This window comes from Mycolicibacter engbaekii (assembly GCF_002101585.1).
GTDB classification, from domain to species: domain Bacteria; phylum Actinomycetota; class Actinomycetes; order Mycobacteriales; family Mycobacteriaceae; genus Mycobacterium; species Mycobacterium engbaekii.
This window is the reverse complement of the sequence record NZ_LQOT01000040.1, coordinates 64,578-84,608: the sequence shown is the minus strand read 5'-3', so window position 1 is coordinate 84,608 and position 20,031 is coordinate 64,578. Positions and strand designations below refer to the sequence as shown.

Below are 20,031 nucleotides of genomic sequence, written 5' to 3'. Positions count from 1 at the left end.
GGCTGGCTTGGCGCCCGCCGGTATCAGGCAAGGGTGGTGCGCAGCAGCTCGACCAGGACCCGCGGCCGATCGCTTTGCACGGAGTGCCCGGCGCCGGAGACCACGTGTGTGGTCAGGCCCGGCGAACGCTGGGCGTACTCGGCGACGTCCTCGGCGGTGACGAACGCCGAGTCCCCGCCGCGGATCAAGGTGGTGGGGGCGGTGATCGCCGAGACATCGGCCCACAGCTCGGTGAAGTCGCCGACCGAGCGCATGGTGTCGTAGCGCCACGTCCAGCTGCCGTCCGGCAGCCGGCGGGTGTTGTGCAGCAGCCCGCGCCGCAGCGATTCGGCATCCCGGTTCGGCGCTGCGGCCTTGGTGACGGCCAGCAGCGAGGCGAAATCCGGGAAGGTCCGGTTCCCTCCGGCCAGTGCCACGGTCCCGCGCTGTGCGGCGCTCATGTCGGCGTGGCGTTGCAACGCCGAGGGCGTGACATCCACGATCGCCAACCGCCGCACCAGCTCCGGCGCGGTGGCCGCCAGCCGGATAGCGGTCAAGCCGCCCAGTGACATTCCGACCAGCAGCTCGGCGTCCGGCGCCAGCTCGTGCAGCAACGGGGCCAGTGTTGCGGCGTTGCGCTGCGGCGAATAGTCGCCGTCGTCGCGCCACGCCGAGCGGCCGTGCCCCGGCAGGTCCACTGCCAGCGCGGGCTCCCCGAGGCCCAGGATGACGGTGTCCCAGGTGTGCGCGTTCTGCGCGCCGCCATGCAGGAACACCACCCGCGGCCCGGCCGCCCCCCAGCGCAGTGCGCTGATCTCCCCGGTGTCGATGCGTTCTACCACCGGTAAGGACCCGGTGAGGCCGGCCTGCTCGGCATTGCCGCGCAACAGCGCGAACTCCGAGAGGCCGGCCAGCTCGTCGTCAGTCATTTCCCCCCCGCGGCCGGTGCGTGAGCTAGCCGATGATGAATTCTTCGAGTTCGGCGCGCGCGACGTCGTCGGGGAGCTGCTTGGGCGGGCTCTTCATCAGGTAGGCCGAGGCGGGGATGATCGGGCCGCCGATGCCGCGGTCCTTGGCGATCTTGGCGGCGCGCACCGCGTCGATGATGATGCCGGCCGAGTTCGGCGAGTCCCACACCTCGAGCTTGTACTCCAGGTTCAGCGGTGCGTCACCGAAAGCGCGGCCCTCCAGCCGAACGTAGGCCCACTTGCGGTCGTCGAGCCAGGCCACGTGGTCGGACGGCCCGATGTGGACGTTCTTGTCCTCGACCTTGCCGGCCAGCGAGCCGGTCAGGTTCGACGTCACAGCCTGGGTCTTGGACACCTTCTTGGATTCCAGACGCTCGCGCTCGAGCATGTTCTTGAAGTCCATGTTGCCGCCCACGTTGAGCTGGTAGGTGCGGTCCAGGGTGACCCCGCGGTCTTCGAACAGCTTGGCCATCACGCGGTGGGTGATGGTGGCGCCCACCTGGCTCTTGATGTCGTCACCCACGATCGGCACCCCCGCGTCGGCGAACTTCTTGGCCCACACCGGGTCGGAGGCGATGAAGACCGGCAGCGCGTTGACGAACGCCACGCCGGCGTCGATGGCGCACTGAGCGTAGAACTTGTCGGCCTCGTCCGAGCCGACCGGCAGGTAGGAGACCAGCACGTCGACCTTGGCCTCGCGCAGCGCCGCGACCACGTCGACGGCCTCGGCGTCGGAGACCTCAATGGTCTCGGCGTAGTACTTGCCGATGCCGTCCAGGGTCGGGCCGCGCTGCACGATGACGTTGGTCGGCGGTACGTCGGCGATCTTGATGGTGTTGTTCTCCGAGGCGAAGATGGCCTCGGACAGGTCGAAGCCGACCTTCTTGGCGTCCACGTCGAACGCGGCGACGAACTTCACATCGCGGACGTGGTACGGGCCGAAGCGCACGTGCATCAGGCCGGGGACCGTGGAGGTGTCATCGGCGTTCTGGTAGTACTGGACGCCCTGGACCAGCGAAGACGCGCAGTTACCGACGCCGACAATGGCGACCCGCACATCCGTCGTTTGCTCAGTCATTTCGACGCTCTCCTTTATCTGCTTTCACTGCTGACGTGCTTGTGTTGTGGTTACCCGAGGCCCGCGTCCGGCGGATCAGGGTTGTTCGGCCCGGCCCTGCGACACGCGTTCGGCCGCGATCAGCTCGTTGAGCCACTTGACCTCCCGCTCGCTGGATTCCAGTCCCAGCTGGTGCAGCTGACGGGTGTAGCGATCCAACGAGTTGCTGGCCCGTGCTACCGCGTTGCGCAGGCCTTCCCGGCGTTCTTCCACCTGTCGGCGGCGGCCTTCGAGAATCCGCATCCGAGCCTCGGCGGGGGTGCGGTTGAAGAACGCCAGGTGGACGCCGAAGCCGTCGTCGGTGTAGTTCTGCGGGCCGGTGTCGGACACCAACTCGTTGAACCGCTGACGGCCGGCGTCGGTCAGCCGGTACACCCGGCGGGCCCGGCGCACCGGGGTTCCCGTCGGCGCGGCGTCTTCGGCGATCACCCCGGCGGCCTGCATACGCCGCAGCGCGGGATACAGCGAGCCGTAGGAGAACGCCCGGAACGCACCCAGCAGACCGGTCAACCGTTTCCGCAGTTCGTAGCCGTGCATCGGAGACTCGAGCAGCAAGCCCAAGATGGCAAGCTCGAGCACTCCGATCACCCCCCTTTAGATGGCGTAGCTACGACCGTTCGACGGTTCGCGCCATAGTATCGCGCCGATATAACCAAACCCAAGTGGCCACCGGCTACCCGATCGTCAGACCGGGGAACCCGGCAGCTCAGGAGGGGTAATTGATGCGTTTGACGGTGCCGTCGCCGGCGAAGGCGATGTAGCCGCTGCCGTAGTCGCTGGAGATGTAGACCGACAGCGTCAGGGCCCCCGGGGTCGTCGGGTCCCGGGCCGGATCGACGATCAGATAGGTGCTTTTCACGTCGGCCGGCTTGATGCCGAGGGTTTCAGCGCCCCCGCGCAGAATCCCGACCGCGGCCTTGGGGTCGAAGGCGCTCACATCGACCAGCACGTCATTGGTGCCCTTGGATGTGGTGGACGGGTCGTCCCAGCCGCCCCGGTAGGGGTAGTCCAGTTTGCGGCGCTCTTCGGTCGGATCGGGCCGCTCGAAAGATGCGTAATCCGGGTAGACCACCAGCCGGTAGCCCATGGTGTCGCCGAACTTCTGCCGGGCCTGCTCCAGCAGGCCGGTGAGCCCCCCGAGCGACTGCAGCTGCCGTGGTGCGGTCAGGACCACCGGCGCGACGCCGTCCGCCTTGGCTCCCGGGTCGGAGGTGAAGTTCAGCGGAGAGCTGGTGTTTCCGTACAGCGCCCAGCCCAGGACCATCCCGACCAGCAGCGCGCCGGCCAGTGCGCCCAGCGCCTTGAGCGCGGCACCGTGCTCGGCGAACTTCGACGGGGCGTGCAGGGTGGGCAGCTTGACCGGCGCGGCCTGGGCCTGCAGGTCGCTGACCAGCGCGTAAAGGTCGCCAAGGGTCACGGCCCGGGTTGCCGCGCGGATCCGTTCCTGATGCTCGGCGCTGGACAGCTGTCCGTCGGCGAGGGCGCTGTCCAGAATTCGACAGACGTCTTCGCGGTCACTGTCTTTGGCTCGGGTGCCTGCGGTCTGTCGCGTTGCCACGGCGACGATAGTAAAAGAATCGTGCCCCGCGGTGATCACGAATCCGCCGGTTGTGGCCGGTTCGGGGCGTTGATCGCCACGGCCCGCGAGTACCCGACGTACTCTGGTCAGCGTGCGATTGCAGCGACAGATAGTGGACTACGCGCTCCGGCGCCGTTCCCTGCTGGCCGAGGTCTATTCCGGACGCACCGGGGTCTCCGAAGTCTGCGACGCCAACCCGTATCTGCTGCGGGCCGCGAAGTACCACGGCAAGCAGAGCGCGGTGGTCTGCCCCATCTGCCGCAAAGAGCAGCTCACGCTGGTGTCGTGGGTCTACGGCGATCATCTCGGACCGGTCTCCGGTTCGGCGCGCTCGGCCGAGGAATTGGTGTTGTTGGCCACCCGTTACCCGGAGTTCTCGGTGCACGTGGTCGAGGTCTGCCGCACCTGCAGCTGGAATCATCTGGTGAAGTCCTACGTGCTGGGCATCGCCCGCCCGCCCAAGGGATCGCGCGGTCGGCGCACGGCACGCGGCGGAGCCCGTACCGCCAGTGAGTAGGCATTACGACGACGGGTCCGACCCTGGCTCGGCCCAGTCCTGGAACGCTGGCGACCGACGTCCACCGGCGGAGCCCGATGACCGGCAGACCACGATCATCCCCGCCGTCGACGACGCGGTGACTGCCGACCTGCGTGATCCGATCGACGCCGTCAAGGCGGCCCTGGACGGAGCGGCACCGCAACGCGAGCCTGCGCTGAGCGCACGGGTCCCGCGGCGCGAGCCGCCGCCGACCAAGCCGGCCACGCCGGCCACGCCGCCCCCGCGGCGTCCCGCGCCGTCCGGTCATGCCGCCCGGCCCGCTGCGCCCAATCCCCTGGAGTGGCTGCGGCGGCATCCGCCGAACTGGAGGTGGATCCGCCGCGGCTGCTATATCGCCGCAGCGGTGATGCTGCTGCTGCCCGTGATCACCTTCGGGATGGCCTACTCGATCACCGATGTGCCCTCGCCGGGCGACATCCGGACCAACCAGGTCTCGACGATCCTGGCCAGCGACGGATCCGAACTCGCCAAGATCGTGCCGCCGGAAGGCAATCGCGTCGACATCGACATCTCCCAGGTGCCGGTGTACGTGCGTAACGCGGTGCTGGCCGCCGAGGATCGCGACTTCTACTCCAACCCCGGGTTCTCGGTTTCGGGATTCCTGCGCGCGATCAAGAACAACATCTTCGGTGGCGACACCCAGGGTGGATCGACGATCACCCAGCAGTACGTCAAAAACGCGCTGGTCGGATCCGAGCGCGCCGGTATGGGCGGATTGGTCCGCAAGGCCAAAGAGCTGGTGATCGCCACCAAGATGTCCAGCGCGTGGCGCAAAGACGATGTGCTGCAGGCCTATCTGAACATCATCTACTTCGGGCGCGGCGCCTACGGGATCGCCGCGGCGACGCGGGCCTACTTCGACAAGCCCGTCGAGCAACTCGACATCGCGGAGGGCGCGTTGCTGGCCGCGTTGATCCAGCGTCCCTCGACCCTGGATCCCGCAGTGGATCCCGAAGGTGCCCTGGACCGGTGGAACTGGGTGCTCGACGGGATGGTGGAGACCGGCGCCCTGTCGGCCGCCGAGCGTGCGGCACAGGAGTTCCCGGTCACGGTGTCCCCCGAGCTGGCCCGCGCGCAGAACATCACCACCGGGCCCAACGGGCTGATCCAGCGGCAGGTCACCCGGGAGCTGCTGGAGCTGTTCAACATCGACGAGCAGACCCTCAACACCCAGGGCCTGCAGATCACCAGCACCATCGATCCCGAGGCGCAGAAAGCCGCCGAGGACGCGGTGGCCACCTACCTCAAAGACCAGATCCCCAACATGCGCTCCGCGGTCGTGTCCATCGACCCGCGTGACGGCGGGGTGCGCGCCTACTACGGGGGCTCGGATGCCACCGGGTTCGACTTCGCCCAGGCCGGGCTGCAGACCGGGTCGTCGTTCAAAGTGTTCGCACTGGTGGCCGCACTCGAGCAGGGCATCGGGCTGGGCTACCAGATCGACAGCTCCCCGCTGACGCTGGACAACGGGCGTACCAAGATCACCAACTCCGAGGGCGAGAGCTGCGGTGTCTGCAACATCGCCGAGGCTCTCAAGCGCTCGCTGAACACCGCCTATTACCGGCTGATGCTCAAGCTCAAGAACGGGGCACAGGACGTCGCCGACGCGGCGCATCAGGCCGGCGTGGCCAAGAGCTTCCCGGGCGTGCCGCACACCCTGTCCCAGGACGGGGGACCGCCCGAAGGCGGTGTGGTGCTGGGCCAGTACCAAACCCGGGTGATCGACATGGCCTCCGCTTACGCGACCTTGGCGGCCTCGGGGGTCTACCACCCGCCGCACTTCGTGGAGAAGGTGGTCAGCGCGGACGGCCGGGTGCTCTTCGACGCGAAGAACGCCGAAGACACCGGCGAGCAGCGCATCCCCAAGGCGGTGGCCGACAACGTCACCGCGGCCATGCAGCCCATCGCCGCCTGGTCGCGTGGGCACAACCTGGCCGGCGGACGGCCGTCGGCGGCCAAGACCGGAACCACGCAGCTGGGCGACACCGGGGCCAACCGGGACGGCTGGATGGTCGGTTACACGCCGTCGTTGTCGACCGCGGTCTGGGTGGGCACCACCGGGGGAGACGAGCCCCTGGTGAACCAGTGGGGCGGTCCGGTCTACGGCGCGAGCATTCCGGCGGACATCTGGAAGGCCACCATGGACGGGGCCCTGCAGGGCACCCCCAACGAGTCGTTCCCCACGCCCACCGAGATCGGCGGGTACGCGGGCGTCCCGGCGGCGCCGCCACCCCCGCCGCCGGTGGAGGACGGCCCGCCGCCGCCGACCGAAACCGTCATTCAGCCGACGATCGAGATCGCCCCGGGCATCACCATTCCGATCGGACCGCCCACCACGATTCAGGTCGCCCCGCCCGCGCCTGCGCCGGCGGTTTCCGAGCCGGGGGCCCCGCCGCCGGCCGAGCCGCCACCGCCGGTGCCGTAGTGCGTTCGTGATCAGGATTCAACGCGACGTTGCCTGCACGCACGTAGGCTGGTCGCCATGCGAATGCAGCGACGCGGGGTGCGAAACGGGCTGCTGAGCACTTCGTCGTTCGGCGCGCCGGGTGACACCCGGCCAGGAATGGTGGAGGCCTGCCCGCCCGACTCTGACCCGCGGAGACATCGCGGCCGGCGGTGACAACGCACCGCCCGTCAGCGCCGGGAATCCACAGCGCTGACGACGAGCTTTTTCTGACGACCACGGACGCCGCACCGGATGCCCCATCGCAGCGCGTGCAGCCCGAGCCCTGCGCGCAGGGCACGGACGACGACGCGGACCTGCAGCAGCGCCTCGAAGTGGTCAAGGCCGCCATGGAGCGGCCGCGCCCCGACGACGACAACACCTGCGGGCCGGCCCACCCGGGCGCCGAGCGCGCGGCCGAACCCGAGGACCGGCGGCGCTGGAGCTGGCAGTGGATCCGGTGGGGCCTCTACATGAGCGCCGTGATGCTGGTGGCGGCGCCCACCATCATCTTCGCAATGGCCTACCGGGCCGTGGACATCCCCGAGCCGGGCGACATCCCCACCAGTCAGGTGTCGACAATCCTTGCCGCCGACGGCACCGAGCTGGCGAAAATCGTTCCGCCGGATGGCAACCGGATCGACATCAGCCTGGACCGAGTACCGGTCCACGTGCGTGACGCGGTGCTGGCCGCTGAGGATCGCGACTTCTACACCAACGCCGGGTTCTCCGTCACGGGGCTGGTGCGGGCAGTCAGGAACAATCTGCTCGGCGGGGACACCCAGGGCGGATCGACCATCACCCAGCAGTACGTCAAGAACGCATTGGTGGGCTCGGAACGAGTCGGCGTCGGGGGATTGGTCCGCAAGGGCAAAGAACTCGTCATCGCGGCCAAGATGAGCCAGGAGTGGCCCAAAGACGAGGTGCTGGAGGCATACCTCAACATCATCTACTTCGGGCGCACCACCTATGGGATCTCCGCGGCGGCGCGGGCGTACTTCGACAAGCGCGTCGAGGACCTCACCGTCTCCGAAGGCGCGTTGCTGGCGGCGGTGATACAGCGGCCGTCCACGCTGGATCCGGCGATCAACCCCGGTCTGGTCCGCGAGCGCTGGAACTGGGTGCTCGACGGCATGGTCGAGACCGGCGCCCTGACACTCAGCGAGCGGGCCAGGCAGAGCTTTCCGGCCACCATCCCGCCGGATCAGGCCCGTAACGCCGACCAGGCATGGGGGCCAAGGGGACTGATTCAGCGCCGGGTCACCGAAGAACTGCTCGACCTGTTCCACATCGACGAGCAGGCCCTGAACATGGAGGGACTGCGCATCACCACCACGATCGACATGAAGGCGCAGCGGGCCGTGGAGAAGGCGGTCACGTCGGCCATGGCGGGGCAGAAGCCGTCGCTGCGGACCGCGGTGGTCTCCATCGACCCCCGCGACGGTGCGGTGCTGGCCTACTACGGTGGTGCGGAAGCGGGCGGCTTCGACTTCGCCCAGGCGGGTTTGCAGACCGGCTCGTCGTTCAAGGTGTTCGCGTTGGTGGCTGCGTTGAAACAGGGGATCGGGCTGGGCTATCGGGTGGACAGCTCGCCGTTGAAGGTCGGGGGGATCAAGATCAGTAATGTGGGGGGCGCCAGCTGCGGGGTGTGCAACATTGCCGAGGCACTCAAACGGTCACTCAACACGTCCTATTACCGACTGATGCTCAAACTCCGGAACGGCCCCGAAGACGTCGCCGAAGCCGCGCACCAGGCCGGGATCGCCACGAGCTTTCCCGGCGTCGCGTTCACCCTGTCCGAGGACGGCCGCGGCGGCCCGCCCAACAATGGGATCGTGCTCGGCCAGTACCAGACCCGCGTGATCGACATGGCCTCGGCGTACGCCACTCTGGCCGCCTCGGGGGTGTACCACCGCCCGCATTTCATCCAGAAGGTCGTCGGACCGGACAACCGGGTGCTCTTCGACAGCACGCCCGCCGGTGAGCATCGGATTCCCGCAGCCGTTGCCGACAACGTGACCGACGCCATGAAGGCGATCCCCAGCTGGTCGGGCGGGCACAGCCTGGCCGGGGGGCGACCGGCCGCCGCCAAGACCGGTACCACCCAGCTCGGTGACACCGGCGCCAACCGCGACGCCTGGATGGTGGGCTATACGCCCACGTTGTCGACCGCGGTCTGGGTGGGCACCGCCAGTGGCACCGAACCGCTGACCAACAAGTGGGGCGGCCCCATCTACGGCGCGGGCCTGCCGGGGGACATCTGGAAGGCCAGCATGGACGGCGCCCTGTCGGGCGATCCGATCGTCGCGTTCCCGAAACCGTCCGAGATCGGCGGCTTCGCCGGTGCGCCGAGGTCGGCGCCCCTGCGCGCACCGGTGTGGGATGCGCCGCCGCCGGCGCCCCCACCGGACGGCGCCGAGCCGCCGCCGGGGCCGCCGGGATTCCCGATGCCGGAACTGTTCCCGCCACCGCCGCCGCCGCCACTTCCGCCGCCGCCGCTGCCCCCACCGGCACCGGGGGTGCAGCCGTGACAGAAACCGGCGAACGCGCGGTCTGCTCGCCGCGTCCGTTGGCGGCCGACCTGCGCAGTGCTGACGACCGGGACTGCCCCAGCCGCACCGACGTCATCGGGCACGCGCTGTCCAACACCATCGGGGGACCGGTGGGGCGTCATGCGCTGATCGGGCGCACCAGGTTCATGACACCGCTTCGGGTGATGTTTTTGATCGCCGTGCTGTTCTTGGCCCTGGGCTGGACCACCAAGTCGCCGTGCCTGCAGAGCACCGGAAGCGGTAGCCCGGATCAGCGGGTGGCCAACTGGGACCACGAGCGCGCGTACTTCCAGCTCTGCTACTCCGATGTGGTGCCGCTCTATACCGCGGAGCTGCTGGACGAGGGCAAGTTTCCCTACAAGTCCAGCTGGGTGGAGAAGGACTCCTCCGGCAAGGAGCAGATCCGCTACGACGGGCTGCCGGCCGTGCGCTACATGGAATATCCGGTGCTGACCGGCCTGTACCAGTACGGGGCGATGGCCCTGGCCAAGACGTACACGGCCATCACCAAGGTGGTGAAGATCCCGGCGCTCAGCGGGGTCGCCGAGGTGGTGGTGTTCTTCGACGTCGTCGCGCTGGGTCTGGCCCTGGCCTGGCTGGCGACGGTGTGGTCCACCGCGGGGCTGGCCGGCCGGCGCATCTGGGATGCCGCGCTGGTGGCGGCGTCGCCGCTGGTGATCTTCCAGATCTTCACCAACTTCGACGCACTGGCCGTCGCGTTCGCCGGGGCGGGCCTGTTGGCGTGGGCGCGGCGGAAGCCGACGGCCGCCGGGGTGCTGCTCGGCCTGGGCGTGGCCGCCAAGCTCTACCCGGTGCTGCTGTTGTTCCCGCTGTTGGTGCTGGGGGTGCGCACCGGCCGGCTGCGGGAGGCCGGCCGCACCACAGCGGCGGCGGCGCTGAGCTGGCTGGCGGTCAACCTGCCGATCCTGGTGTTCGCGCCGCGCGGCTGGAGTGAATTCTTCCGGCTCAACTCGCGTCGCGGCGACGACATGGATTCGCTGTACAACGTGGTGCGGTCGTTGACGGGCTGGCAGGGGTTCGACGGCGACCTGGGACTGTGGCAGCCGCCGGCGGTGCTCAACGGCGTGGTGGCCGCGCTGTTCGCGCTGTGCTGCCTGGGGATCGGCTATATCGCGCTGACCGCACCCCGGCGCCCGCGGGTGGCGCAGCTGGCGTTCCTGGTGGTTGCGGCGTTCCTGCTGACCAGCAAGGTGTGGAGCCCGCAGTTCTCGTTGTGGCTGGTGCCGCTGGCGGTGTTGGCGCTGCCACACCGCCGGCTGCTGCTGGCCTGGATGACCGTCGATGCGCTGGTCTGGGTGCCGCGGATGTACTACCTCTACAGCGTTTCCGACCGCAGCCTGCCCGAACAGTGGTTCACCAGCACGGTGCTGGTGCGCGACCTGGCGGTGCTGGTGTTGTGCGCGTTGGTGATTCGGCAGATCTACCGGCCGCAACAGGATCTGGTACGGGCACACGGGTGGGCCGACGACCCGGCGGGCGGTTCTTTCGACGGCGCGGCCGATGCGCCCCCGGACTGGCTTCCGGCCTGGTTACGGCCCAAGTCTGCGGTACCAGTCCACCGGGAACCGGGGCGGTAGCGGCGGCACGTCAGCTATAGGGTTTGTGCCCGTGCGGAAACCCCCTTGGTTGGCGTGGGCGCTCTGGGACTGCGGAGCCACCGGCCTGAACGCAATCACCATCACCTTCGTTTTCTCGGTCTATCTGACCGCATCGGTCGGGGCGAGCTCCGGTACGTCGGCGGCCAGTTGGCTGGGGCGCGCGATGGCCGTTGCCGGGATCGCGGTCGCGCTGCTGGCCCCACTGACCGGCAGCGCGATCACCGAACCCAGCCGGCGGCGGCGGGCACTGATCGTGCTGAGCCTGACGGTTGCAGGACTGACCGCGTCGATGAGTCTGATCCGCAACGACCCCCGTTACCTCTGGCCGGGCCTGGTGCTGTTGGCCGTGACGGCGGCCTCCAGTGACCTGGCCACCGTCCCCTACAACGCGACATTGCGGTTGGTCACCACCCCGCAGAACGCGGGCAGAGTCTCCGGCTTCGGTTTGGCCGCCGGTTATCTCGGCAGTGTGGCACTGCTGCTCATGGTCTACGTGGGTTTCGTCGCCGGGGAGGGGCCGACCGTCGGTGTGTTGGGTCTGCCGACTGCAGATGGGGTGAACGTGCGGGCGGCGATGCTGCTGACCGCGGCGTGGTTCTTGGTATTTGCGCTGCCATTGCTGAGGGCGAAGCCGAAATCGACCGATGGCCCCGCGGTCGATGTTGCGCAGGTCGCGCCGGGAGGATTCCGCCAGCTTCGAGCCGACCTGGTCGGCGAATGGCGCCGTGACCGCAACATCGTCTACTACCTGTTGGCCAGTGCGGTGTTCCGGGACGGGCTTACCGGGGTGGTGGCTTTCGGGGCGGTGTTGGGCGTCAACGTGTACGGCATCTCGGCGGCGAACGTGCTGTTGTTCGGAGTGACGGCCAGCACGTTGGCCGCCGTCGGGGCGGCGCTCGGCGGCCTGCTCGACGAACGCATCGGTGCCAAGGCGGTGATACTCGGCTCGCTGGCGTCGATGATCGTGGTCGGGCTGGTGTTGCTGGCGCTGTCGGGACCGCTGACGTTCTGGGTGTGCGGCCTTTTGCTGAGCCTGTTCATCGGCCCGACCCAGTCGTCGGCGCGCACGCTACTGCTGCGGATGAGCCCCGCAGGTAAGGAGGGACTGTCGTTCGGGCTCTACACCACCACCGGGCGGGCGGCGACCTTCCTGGCACCGACGCTGTTCTTCACCTTCGTCGACCTGTTCGGGGCCGACCGGGCCGGGCTCGGGGGACTGCTGGTTGTGCTGGCCGCCGGATTGGTCGCCATGCTGCCCATCCGAGATTCCGCACCGCAAAGTGAACTACTGGAACGTCGGTGAGGGCGCGGGTAGTGGCTGCGGGAGCCGCCGACCGTACCGCGGTTTACATAGGCGCAAATTTGTCGTGACCTTGCTGTAACCTCGCGGGGGCGATGACTACCCCTCCCACATCTCCCGACAGTCCATCCGCCTCGCCGATCGCCGTCATCGGGCTGGCCTGCCGGCTTCCCGGCGGCATCGATTCACCGCAACGGTTCTGGGAAGCATTACTGCGTGGCGCCGACTTCATCGACGAAGTACCCGGCGACCGGTGGGACGTCGAGGCCTACTACGGCTCCGAGCCGGGGGCGCCGGGCCGGTCGGTATCCCGCTGGGGCGGCTTCCTGGACACCATCGGCGCGTTTGACGCCGACTTCTTCGGCATGACCGAGCCGGAGGCCATCGCGGTCGACCCGCAACACCGCCTGTTACTGGAGACCTCGTGGGAGGCCGTCGAACACGCCGGAGTGGACCCGGCGGTCTTGGCTCGATCGCAGACCGGCGTGTTCGTGGGGCTGACGCACAGCGACTACGAACTGCTGTCCGCCGAGTGCGGCGCCGCTGAGGGGCCCTACGGATTCACGGCGACCAGCAGCAGCTTCGCCTCCGCCCGGGTGTCGCGGGCCCTGGGGCTGCACGGGCCGGCAGTCACGGTGGACACGGCGTGTTCCTCGGGCCTGATGGCGGTCCACCAGGCGTGCCGCAGTTTGCAGGTCGGCGAAAGCGAGCTCGCCCTGGCGGGCGGCGTGTCGGTGATGCTCGAACCCCGCCGATCGGTTGCCGGCTCGCAGCAGGGCATGTTGTCCCCGACTGGCCGATGCCGGGCCTTCGATGCCGCCGCCGACGGATTCGTCGCCGGTGAAGGCTGCGTGGTCCTGCTGCTCAAACGACTGCCCGAGGCCATCCGCGATCACAACCGCATCCTGGCGGTGCTGCGCGGCAGCGCCGCCAATCAGGACGGCAGCGCGGGAACGGCCGCCGCGCCCTCGAAGCCGGCGCTGGTCGAGGTGTATCAGGCCGCGTTGGCCGCTGCCGGCGTCGAAGCCGCCACGGTCGAGCTGGTTGAAGCGCATGGGCTGGGAAACCCGTCCGCGGACCTGACCGAATACGCCGGACTGGCCGCGGTCTACGGCACCGACGACCGCTGTTTCCTGGGGTCGGTCAAGACCAACTTCGGGCACTGCCAGTCGGCATCCGGACCGCTGGGCCTGATGAAGGCAATCCTGGCGCTGCAGAACGGCACGGTCCCACAGCATCTGCATTTCACCCGACTGCCGGACCAGCTCGCTGGGATAGCGACCAATCTGGTTGTGCCGCGAGAGAATACGACGTGGCCGACCAAGGCGGGCCATCCGCGCCGGGCCGCGGTTTCTGCGCATGGCCTGTCGGGCACCAACGTGCACATCATCGTCGAGCAACCGCCGTTGCCGGCGTTACCGGATACGGCAACGGAATCGGAGACGGAAGTCGGCGGGCAAGCGCCGCTGCTCTTCCCGATATCGGCGACCTCCGCAGACCAGCTGCGTGCGACATCTGCCCGGCTGGCGGACTGGGTCGACGAACACGGCACCGCGATGACTCCCGCCGATCTCGGCTACACACTGGCGCGGCGGCGGTCACACCGGCCGGTCCGAACGGCGGTGGCGGCCAGCAACTTCGTCGAACTCGGCGAGGCGCTGCGCGAGATCGCCGACAATGACCTGGCCTATCGGCCTGCCATCGGACCGGACGGCCGCGGGCCGGTATGGGTGTTTTCCGAACAAGCTCCCCCGTGGACGCCAATGGCGGCGTTGCTCGCCGAAGAACCGGCTTTCGCCGCCGCGATCGCGAAGATGGAGCCGGTTGTCGCCGAAGAGTCCGGCTTCGCACTGGCCGAGACCATCGCCGCCGAGCTGCCGCCGACCGAAGTCGAACGAGTGCAGCCGACGAACTTCGCCATCCAGGTCGCACTGGCCGAAGCCATGAAGAGCCATGGGGTTTCGCCGGGCGCCGTCATCGGGCATTCGCTCGGGGAGACGGCGGCGGCCGTCGTAGCCGGCGGGCTGACCGTGGAGGACGGGCTCCGCGTCGTCTGTCGCCGGGCACGGTTGCTGTCGCGGGTCGTCGGCAGCGGCGCCATGGCCAACGTGGGACTGCCTGCGCAGCAAGTGCTGTCGGAGCTCTCCATTCGTGACGTCTCCGACGCGGTGCTCGCAGTGGTCGAGTCGCCGGTGTCGACAACCATCGGCGGCGACGGCCAAACCGTTCGTGAGCTGGTGGCCGCCTGGCAGCAACAGGGGGTGCCGGCGCGCGAGGTGGCCGTAGCGGTCGCCGCGCACACGTCACAGGTCGAACCGGTCCTCGACGAGCTGGCTCAAGCCCTCGCCGACCTGAAGCCGACAGAGCCCGAGATCCCTTACTACTCGGCAACACTGTGGTCGCCACGGGACCGGCCGGCATTCGACGGCCAGTACTGGGCGGACAACCTGCGTTACATGGCGCGATTCGCGGCAGCCGTGCAGGCGGCGATCAAGGACGGCTACCGGGTGTTCGGAGAGCTGGCGTCGCACCCGAGGCTGGCCGCGGTGCTCGAGCAGAATGCCGGCAGCCTCGACGTCGCGATCGCCGCGCTGGTTGCCATCCCACCGGAGCACCAGTCCTGCAACGGATTGCGCGGGTTCGTCGCTGACCTGCACAGCGCCGGAGCCGCAGTGGACTTCGCTGCGCATTACCCGTCGGGCAAGTTGGTGGAAGCGCCGCTGCCGAGCTGGAACCACCGCGAGCTGATATTCAGCCGGGAGGACGCCGACACTACTCCGCGCGGGGCCGCGATCAGGGCCGTACACCCGTTGTTGGGAGCGCACGTACACCTATTGGAGGAACCCGAACGCCACGTCTGGCAGGGCGACGTCGGGCTTGTGGGGCACCCGTGGCTCGACGATCACCGGGTTCACAACATGGCCGTCCTGCCCGGGGCCGCCTACTGCGAGATGGCTTTGGCCGCCGCCCGAACCAGCCTGGGCGAATCAGCCGAGGTTCGTGACCTGCGATTCGAGCAGATGCTGTCCCTCGACGACTGGACATCGGTGTCCTCGGGGGCCGCGGTGGTGGCGCCCGGGGTCCTCGACTTCGGGGTGCACACCCATCAGGGGCGCGACCGCGTTGATTGTGCGACGGCGGTGTTGGCGGCTGCACCGGATGTCCCGCAACCGTCGGCCCGCGACATCGCCGCGTTGCTGGCCGCACACCCGACCCGCCTGCCCGGCGATGATCTGCGACAAGCCGCCGACCGCGCCGGAATTCAATACGGCCCGGCGTTCTCAGGCCTGGTCGCGGTTCATGTCGGCGACGGCCGGCACACCATCGGCGCCACGGCGTTGGCCGAAGTCGCGCTGCCGGGGCCGACCCGCTCTCAGCAGGGGCTCTATGAAGTCCATCCGGCCCTCCTCGAAGCGTGCATCATGGCCGCTGCCATGCGACCCGATATCCCGCGCGCCGGCGATGGGGGACTGCTGCGGCCGGTTGGCGTGCACCGGCTCCGTCGCCATCATCTGCTCCGCGAGGTGCGGTACTGCCTGAGCACAGTCACGGCTGTGCGAGCCGATGCCTGCGAGGCCGATCTGGAACTGATGGACGGTTCGGGCAAGGTGTTGCTCACCGTCGAAGGTCTGCTGTTCGCGGCCGGCCGATCGGACAGCGAGTCCGCGCAGCGCACCCTCGACGAGCGCCTGCTGACCATCGAGTGGGAGCTCCGCGATCAACCGGGTGCAGCGTCGACCGATGCGGGAAGCTGGCTGCTGTTGAGCATGGCCGATGCCCCAGATACCCTGACCGATCGCCTCGGCAGGGTGCTCAACGGCGAAGGGACGCAATCTGTCACCGTGTCGACGCCGATGGATCGCGGGCATGGGGCAGACGGCATCGCCGAGGTGCTCAATGGCCGAACCGGAGTCGTGGTGCTCACCCCGCCGGCGCTCAACGATTCCCACCCCCCGCAGCGCGGCCGGGACCTCGTGGCTTACCTGCTGGACGTCGTGCGGCAGATGGTGGCGCTGCCCGGCGAGTCACCGCGGTTGTATGTGGTGACCAGAGACGCCGCCGCGGTGCGACCGGCGGATCGGCCCAACCTGGAACAGGCCGGCCTGCGTGGACTGATCCGGGTCGTCGACTCGGAGTATCCGCACCTGAAGATCACCCAGATCGACATAGACGGCGGCGCCGCCGAGCAGGACGAGGCATTGGCCGCCCACCTCGCGGCGCAACTACGCAGCGGGTCCGAGGAGGACGAGACCGCCTGGCGCGACGGCGACTGGTACACCGCGCGGCTGCGTCCCGGCCCCCTCGGCCCAGCCGATCGGCGGACAACCGTGGTCGAACACGGCCACGACTGCCTGCGCCTGCAGCGCAGCGACTCGACCGAACCCGAAACGTGGGAACCGGTGGCCCATCCGCGGATTGCGCCCGGCAGCGGTCAGATCGAGGTCGCGGTGACGGTCGCCGGAGTCGATTGGGCGCAGGCGTCTCCCGCCGAGCCGGGCCTGCAGCAACTGGGCCCGGACTTCGCGGGCGTGGTGACGGCGGTCGGCCCCGATGTCACCGGCCACCGCGTGGGCGACCATGTCGCCGGGATTTCTCCCGACGGCTGTTGGGCAACGTTCGTCACCTGCGATGCCCGGCTGGTGGCCACCCTGCCGGCGGAACTGCCGCTGACTGACGCCGCCGCCTGGCCCACCGCATACGCCACGGCCTGGTACGGGCTGCACCACCTGGCGCGCGTCACATCCGACGACAAGGTGCTGATCCATCGCGCAACCAGCGGCGTCGGGCGGGCCGCAATCGCAATCGCACAAGCGGCAGGATGCCAGGTCTTCGCCACCGCAGACAGCCCGCAGCAGCGACAACTGTTGCGCGACATGGGTATCGGACACGTGTACGACTCCAGCAATCTGGAGTTCGCCGATCGGATACGCCACGACACGGATGGCTACGGTGTCGACGTGGTGCTCAACTCCCTGTCCGGCGTGGCGCAACGCGCCGGAATCGAACTGCTGAGCGCCGGCGGCCGGTTCATCGAGCTGGGCAAGCACGACGTCTACGGCGACACCCGGGTTGGCCTGTTCCCCTTCCGCCGCAACCTGTCGTTGCACGTGGTCGACCTGGCGCTGCTGGCGCACAGCCATCCCGAAACGGTCCAGCGACTGCTGTGCACCGTCTACCGGAATGCGGCCGACGGCGCACTGCCGCCGCCGCACACCACGCACCACCCCTTGCTGGAAGCGGCCGAAGTCCTGCGCCTGGCCGACGGGGACGACTGCGCGGCAACGGTTTTGCTGGACGCGCCGCCGGCCGGCAGCACCGTGGCGGTGATACCCCCGGCGCAGGCCCGGCTTTACCGGGCCGATGGCTCCTACATCGTCACCGGCGGCACCGGCGGACCCGGGTTGTACTTGGCTGCGGAGATGGCCGCAGCGGGCTGTGGCCGCATCGTGCTCAACGGCGACTCGCCACCGGACCGCCAAGCGCAACAGGCTATCGAGCGGTTGCGTGCACTGGGCACCGATATTCAGGTGGAATGCGGTGACATCGCGGAGCCGCAGACGGCGGACCGGCTGGTGGCGGCGGCGACGGCCTCCGGACTGCCGGTGCGCGGCGTACTGCATGCGGTCGGCGCAGCGGGCGGAGCGCCGTTGACCGAGATCACCGATCACCTCGTTGACCACAGCTGGTCGCCGAAGGTCAACGGCGCGTGGAACCTGCACCAGTCGTTGCAGGAAGCCGCGCAACCGTTGGACTGGTTCTGCGCGTTCTCCTCGACTGCGGCGCTGATCGGGTCGCCGGGCCAGGGCGCCGCCGCGGCAGCCGACAGCTGGTTGGACGCGTTCGGACGCTGGCGCCAGGCCCAGGGCTTGGCGGCCACCGTGATCGGCTGGGGGCCGTGGGCCGACACCGGCAGCGGCGCTGACTCCGACGACGGCGTGCACGCTGCGATCACGTGCCCCGAAGCCGCCCGCGCCTTCCACGCCGTACTGAGCTACGGCCGCGCCTATGCCGGCTACGCCCCGATCACCCGTGCCCCGTGGTTGGCGGCACTGGCGCACCGCAGCCCGTTTGCCGACGCGTTCCGGCCGGTGCGCCGAAGCAGTCCCGACGCGCAGAGGTTCCTCGCCGAACTGAAGGAGATCCCGCGCGAGGAGTGGCTGGGCACCATCCTGCGCCTGATCTCCGACCAGATCAGTCTGCTGCTGCGCCGTACCGTCGACCCGGACCGGCCGCTGCCCGAATACGGCCTGGATTCGTTGGCCAGCTTGGAGTTTCGTACCCGGATCGAAACGGAGACCGGCGTCCGGGTCGGTCCTGCCCAGCTCACCACGGTGCGTGGCGTGTCCCAGCATGTGTGCGACCAACTGGCCGCTCGGGTAGAACCGGCGGACTCTCCCGGTGGTCGGTAGTTTGAGTCGGCCGGTAGCTGTCCCATGCTGCCGGCGCAAGTGTTGTTCGCCCGAGAAGAGGAGCAGACGTTGCGGGTAGGGCCATTGGCGTTGGGGACGTTGGCGGACTGGGAACCCGAGGCTGGTCCCACCGTGGTGTGGCAGCCGTCGGCTGCTGCGCTGGCCGCAGCGCGACGGGCGCCGGTGAACGCCGTGCCGGCCAGTTACATGCAGGAACAACACATTCGGGGCTACATCGACCAGACTGCCGTCGGACTCGACTACTCGCGCCTGATGGTGCTCAGTTGCGACATGGCGGGCCGCTGCGATCGACGGGCCATCGACTACATCATCAATGCGCATGTACGTCGGCACGAGACCTACCGCAGCTGGTTCGAGCATGCTGAAGACGGACGCCTCATTCGGCACGTCATGGACGACCCGTCCGATATCGAGTTCGTCCCGGTCGATCACGGCGAACTGGAGCTGCCGCAGGTACGTGCGTTGTTGACTCAGACCCCCGATCCCTTGCAGTGGGACTGCTTCCGGTTCGGGATCGTTCAGGGCAAGAGCCACTTCACGTTCTTCGCCAGCATCGATCACGTGCATGTGGACGCCGCGGTCGCCGGGGTGACGTTGATGGAGCTCTACTTCATGTACAACGCGCTGGTGGTCGGCGGAGCGCCGCTCGAACTGCCGCCGGCGGGAAATTACAGCGAGTTCTGCATCCGTCAGCACCAGTTCACCTCTGCGCTCACCCAAGAGTCACCCGAGATCCAGGCCTGGCGCACCTTCGCCGAACACAACGACCACAGCCTGCCGGGTTTCCCGCTGCCGCTCGGCGACCCCGCACAGCCGTGCGACGCGGCCATGGTCACCGTCACCATGCTCGATGAACAGCAGACCATCGATTTCGAGTCCGCCTGCACCGACACGAACACCCGCTTCATCGGTGGTGTCCTGGCGTGCTGCGCCCTGGCTCATCACGAACTGACCGGGGAGGCCACCTTCTACGGACTCACCCCGCGCGACACCCGCAGATCCCCGGACGATGACCTCACGCTGGGCTGGTTCACCGGCCTGATCCCGATCACGGTTCCCGTCGGCGAGTCATTTGCCGACGCCGCCAATGCCGCGCAGATCTCCTTCGATTCGGGCAGAACCCTGGCAGACGTGCCTTACCAGCGGGTGTGCGAGTTGGTACCCAGCTTGGGTAAACCACCGCCGAATTTTCCCGTCATCAATTTCCTCGACGCCGGTGCCGCCCCGTTGTCGGCGCTGATCGCCGCGGGACTGGACGACCTGAACATCGGGGTCTACAGCGACGGCCGGTACTCGTATCAGATGTCGCTCTACGTGATCCGGGTCGGGGAGGAGACCGCGGTCACCGCGGTGTTCCCCGACAACCCGGAGGCCCACGAGTCGGTGGCGCGCTACCTGGCGTTGTTGACGTCGGTGTTCGAGCGGGTTGCCGATCAGGGCCGCGGGGAAAAGGTCGCATGAGCCCAGCCCCATTCGCTGTGACA

The 20,031-nt window shown here is 68.6% G+C and carries 11 protein-coding genes; 7 read left to right on the top strand and 4 right to left on the bottom strand.

Translation table 11 applies throughout. The features are described from left to right. Positions 1-23: 23 nt before the first annotated feature. From AWC02_RS11690 to AWC02_RS11675, 4 genes are all read right to left on the bottom strand, one after another. Positions 24-908 carry an alpha/beta fold hydrolase gene (locus AWC02_RS11690; protein WP_085128921.1) on the bottom strand — a complete coding sequence of 295 codons (885 nt, stop codon included), beginning with the start codon at positions 906-908 and terminating at the stop codon, positions 24-26. Between the two features lie 25 nt (positions 909-933). Further along, the gene (locus tag AWC02_RS11685; protein ID WP_046318464.1) at positions 934-2,025 is read right to left on the bottom strand and encodes an inositol-3-phosphate synthase; all 1,092 of its coding nucleotides are present in this window, start codon (positions 2,023-2,025) and stop codon (positions 934-936) included. A 75-nt stretch (positions 2,026-2,100) separates the two neighbouring features. Then, a complete protein-coding gene (locus AWC02_RS11680) occupies positions 2,101-2,643 on the bottom strand; it encodes a PadR family transcriptional regulator (protein WP_046318492.1) in 543 nt (180 codons plus the stop codon). 127 nt (positions 2,644-2,770) lie between these two features. Further along, positions 2,771-3,622: a DUF1707 SHOCT-like domain-containing protein gene (locus AWC02_RS11675; protein ID WP_085128920.1), complete on the bottom strand. Its 852-nt coding sequence runs from the start codon at positions 3,620-3,622 to the stop codon at positions 2,771-2,773. Between the two features lie 112 nt (positions 3,623-3,734). Between AWC02_RS11675 and AWC02_RS11670 the strand changes: the two genes are divergently transcribed. From AWC02_RS11670 to AWC02_RS11640, 7 genes are all read left to right on the top strand, one after another. After that, positions 3,735-4,160 (top strand): DUF5318 family protein, encoded by a 426-nt coding sequence (locus AWC02_RS11670; RefSeq protein ID WP_046318463.1) that lies wholly within the window; start codon positions 3,735-3,737, stop codon positions 4,158-4,160. Next, a complete protein-coding gene (locus AWC02_RS11665) occupies positions 4,153-6,627 on the top strand; it encodes a transglycosylase domain-containing protein (protein WP_085128919.1) in 2,475 nt (824 codons plus the stop codon). Before AWC02_RS11670 ends, AWC02_RS11665 begins: the two co-directional genes overlap by 8 nt. Positions 6,628-6,818: 191 nt before the next feature. Further along, positions 6,819-9,176 (top strand): transglycosylase domain-containing protein, encoded by a 2,358-nt coding sequence (locus AWC02_RS11660; RefSeq protein ID WP_207568045.1) that lies wholly within the window; start codon positions 6,819-6,821, stop codon positions 9,174-9,176. Then, positions 9,173-10,795 (top strand): glycosyltransferase family 87 protein, encoded by a 1,623-nt coding sequence (locus AWC02_RS11655; RefSeq protein ID WP_085128976.1) that lies wholly within the window; start codon positions 9,173-9,175, stop codon positions 10,793-10,795. Before AWC02_RS11660 ends, AWC02_RS11655 begins: the two co-directional genes overlap by 4 nt. A 31-nt stretch (positions 10,796-10,826) precedes the next feature. Continuing rightward, complete coding sequence (locus AWC02_RS11650; protein ID WP_237160438.1) at positions 10,827-12,119, top strand: MFS transporter; 1,293 nt, start codon at positions 10,827-10,829, stop codon at positions 12,117-12,119. A gap of 92 nt (positions 12,120-12,211) precedes the next feature. Continuing rightward, positions 12,212-18,526, top strand: a complete 6,315-nt coding sequence (pks2, locus tag AWC02_RS11645; protein WP_085128917.1) for a sulfolipid-1 biosynthesis phthioceranic/hydroxyphthioceranic acid synthase — start codon at positions 12,212-12,214, stop codon at positions 18,524-18,526. A 69-nt stretch (positions 18,527-18,595) separates the two neighbouring features. Beyond that, positions 18,596-20,008 carry a condensation domain-containing protein gene (locus AWC02_RS11640; protein WP_085128975.1) on the top strand — a complete coding sequence of 471 codons (1,413 nt, stop codon included), beginning with the start codon at positions 18,596-18,598 and terminating at the stop codon, positions 20,006-20,008. Positions 20,009-20,031: the final 23 nt, after the last annotated feature.

Coding starts and splice junctions, on each gene's coding strand:
- AWC02_RS11690 (WP_085128921.1), bottom strand. CDS start 908: ATGACTGACGACGAGCTGGCCGGCCTCTCGGAGTTCGCGCTGTTGCGC.
- pks2 (WP_085128917.1), top strand. CDS start 12,212: ATGACTACCCCTCCCACATCTCCCGACAGTCCATCCGCCTCGCCGATC.
- AWC02_RS11685 (WP_046318464.1), bottom strand. CDS start 2,025: ATGACTGAGCAAACGACGGATGTGCGGGTCGCCATTGTCGGCGTCGGT.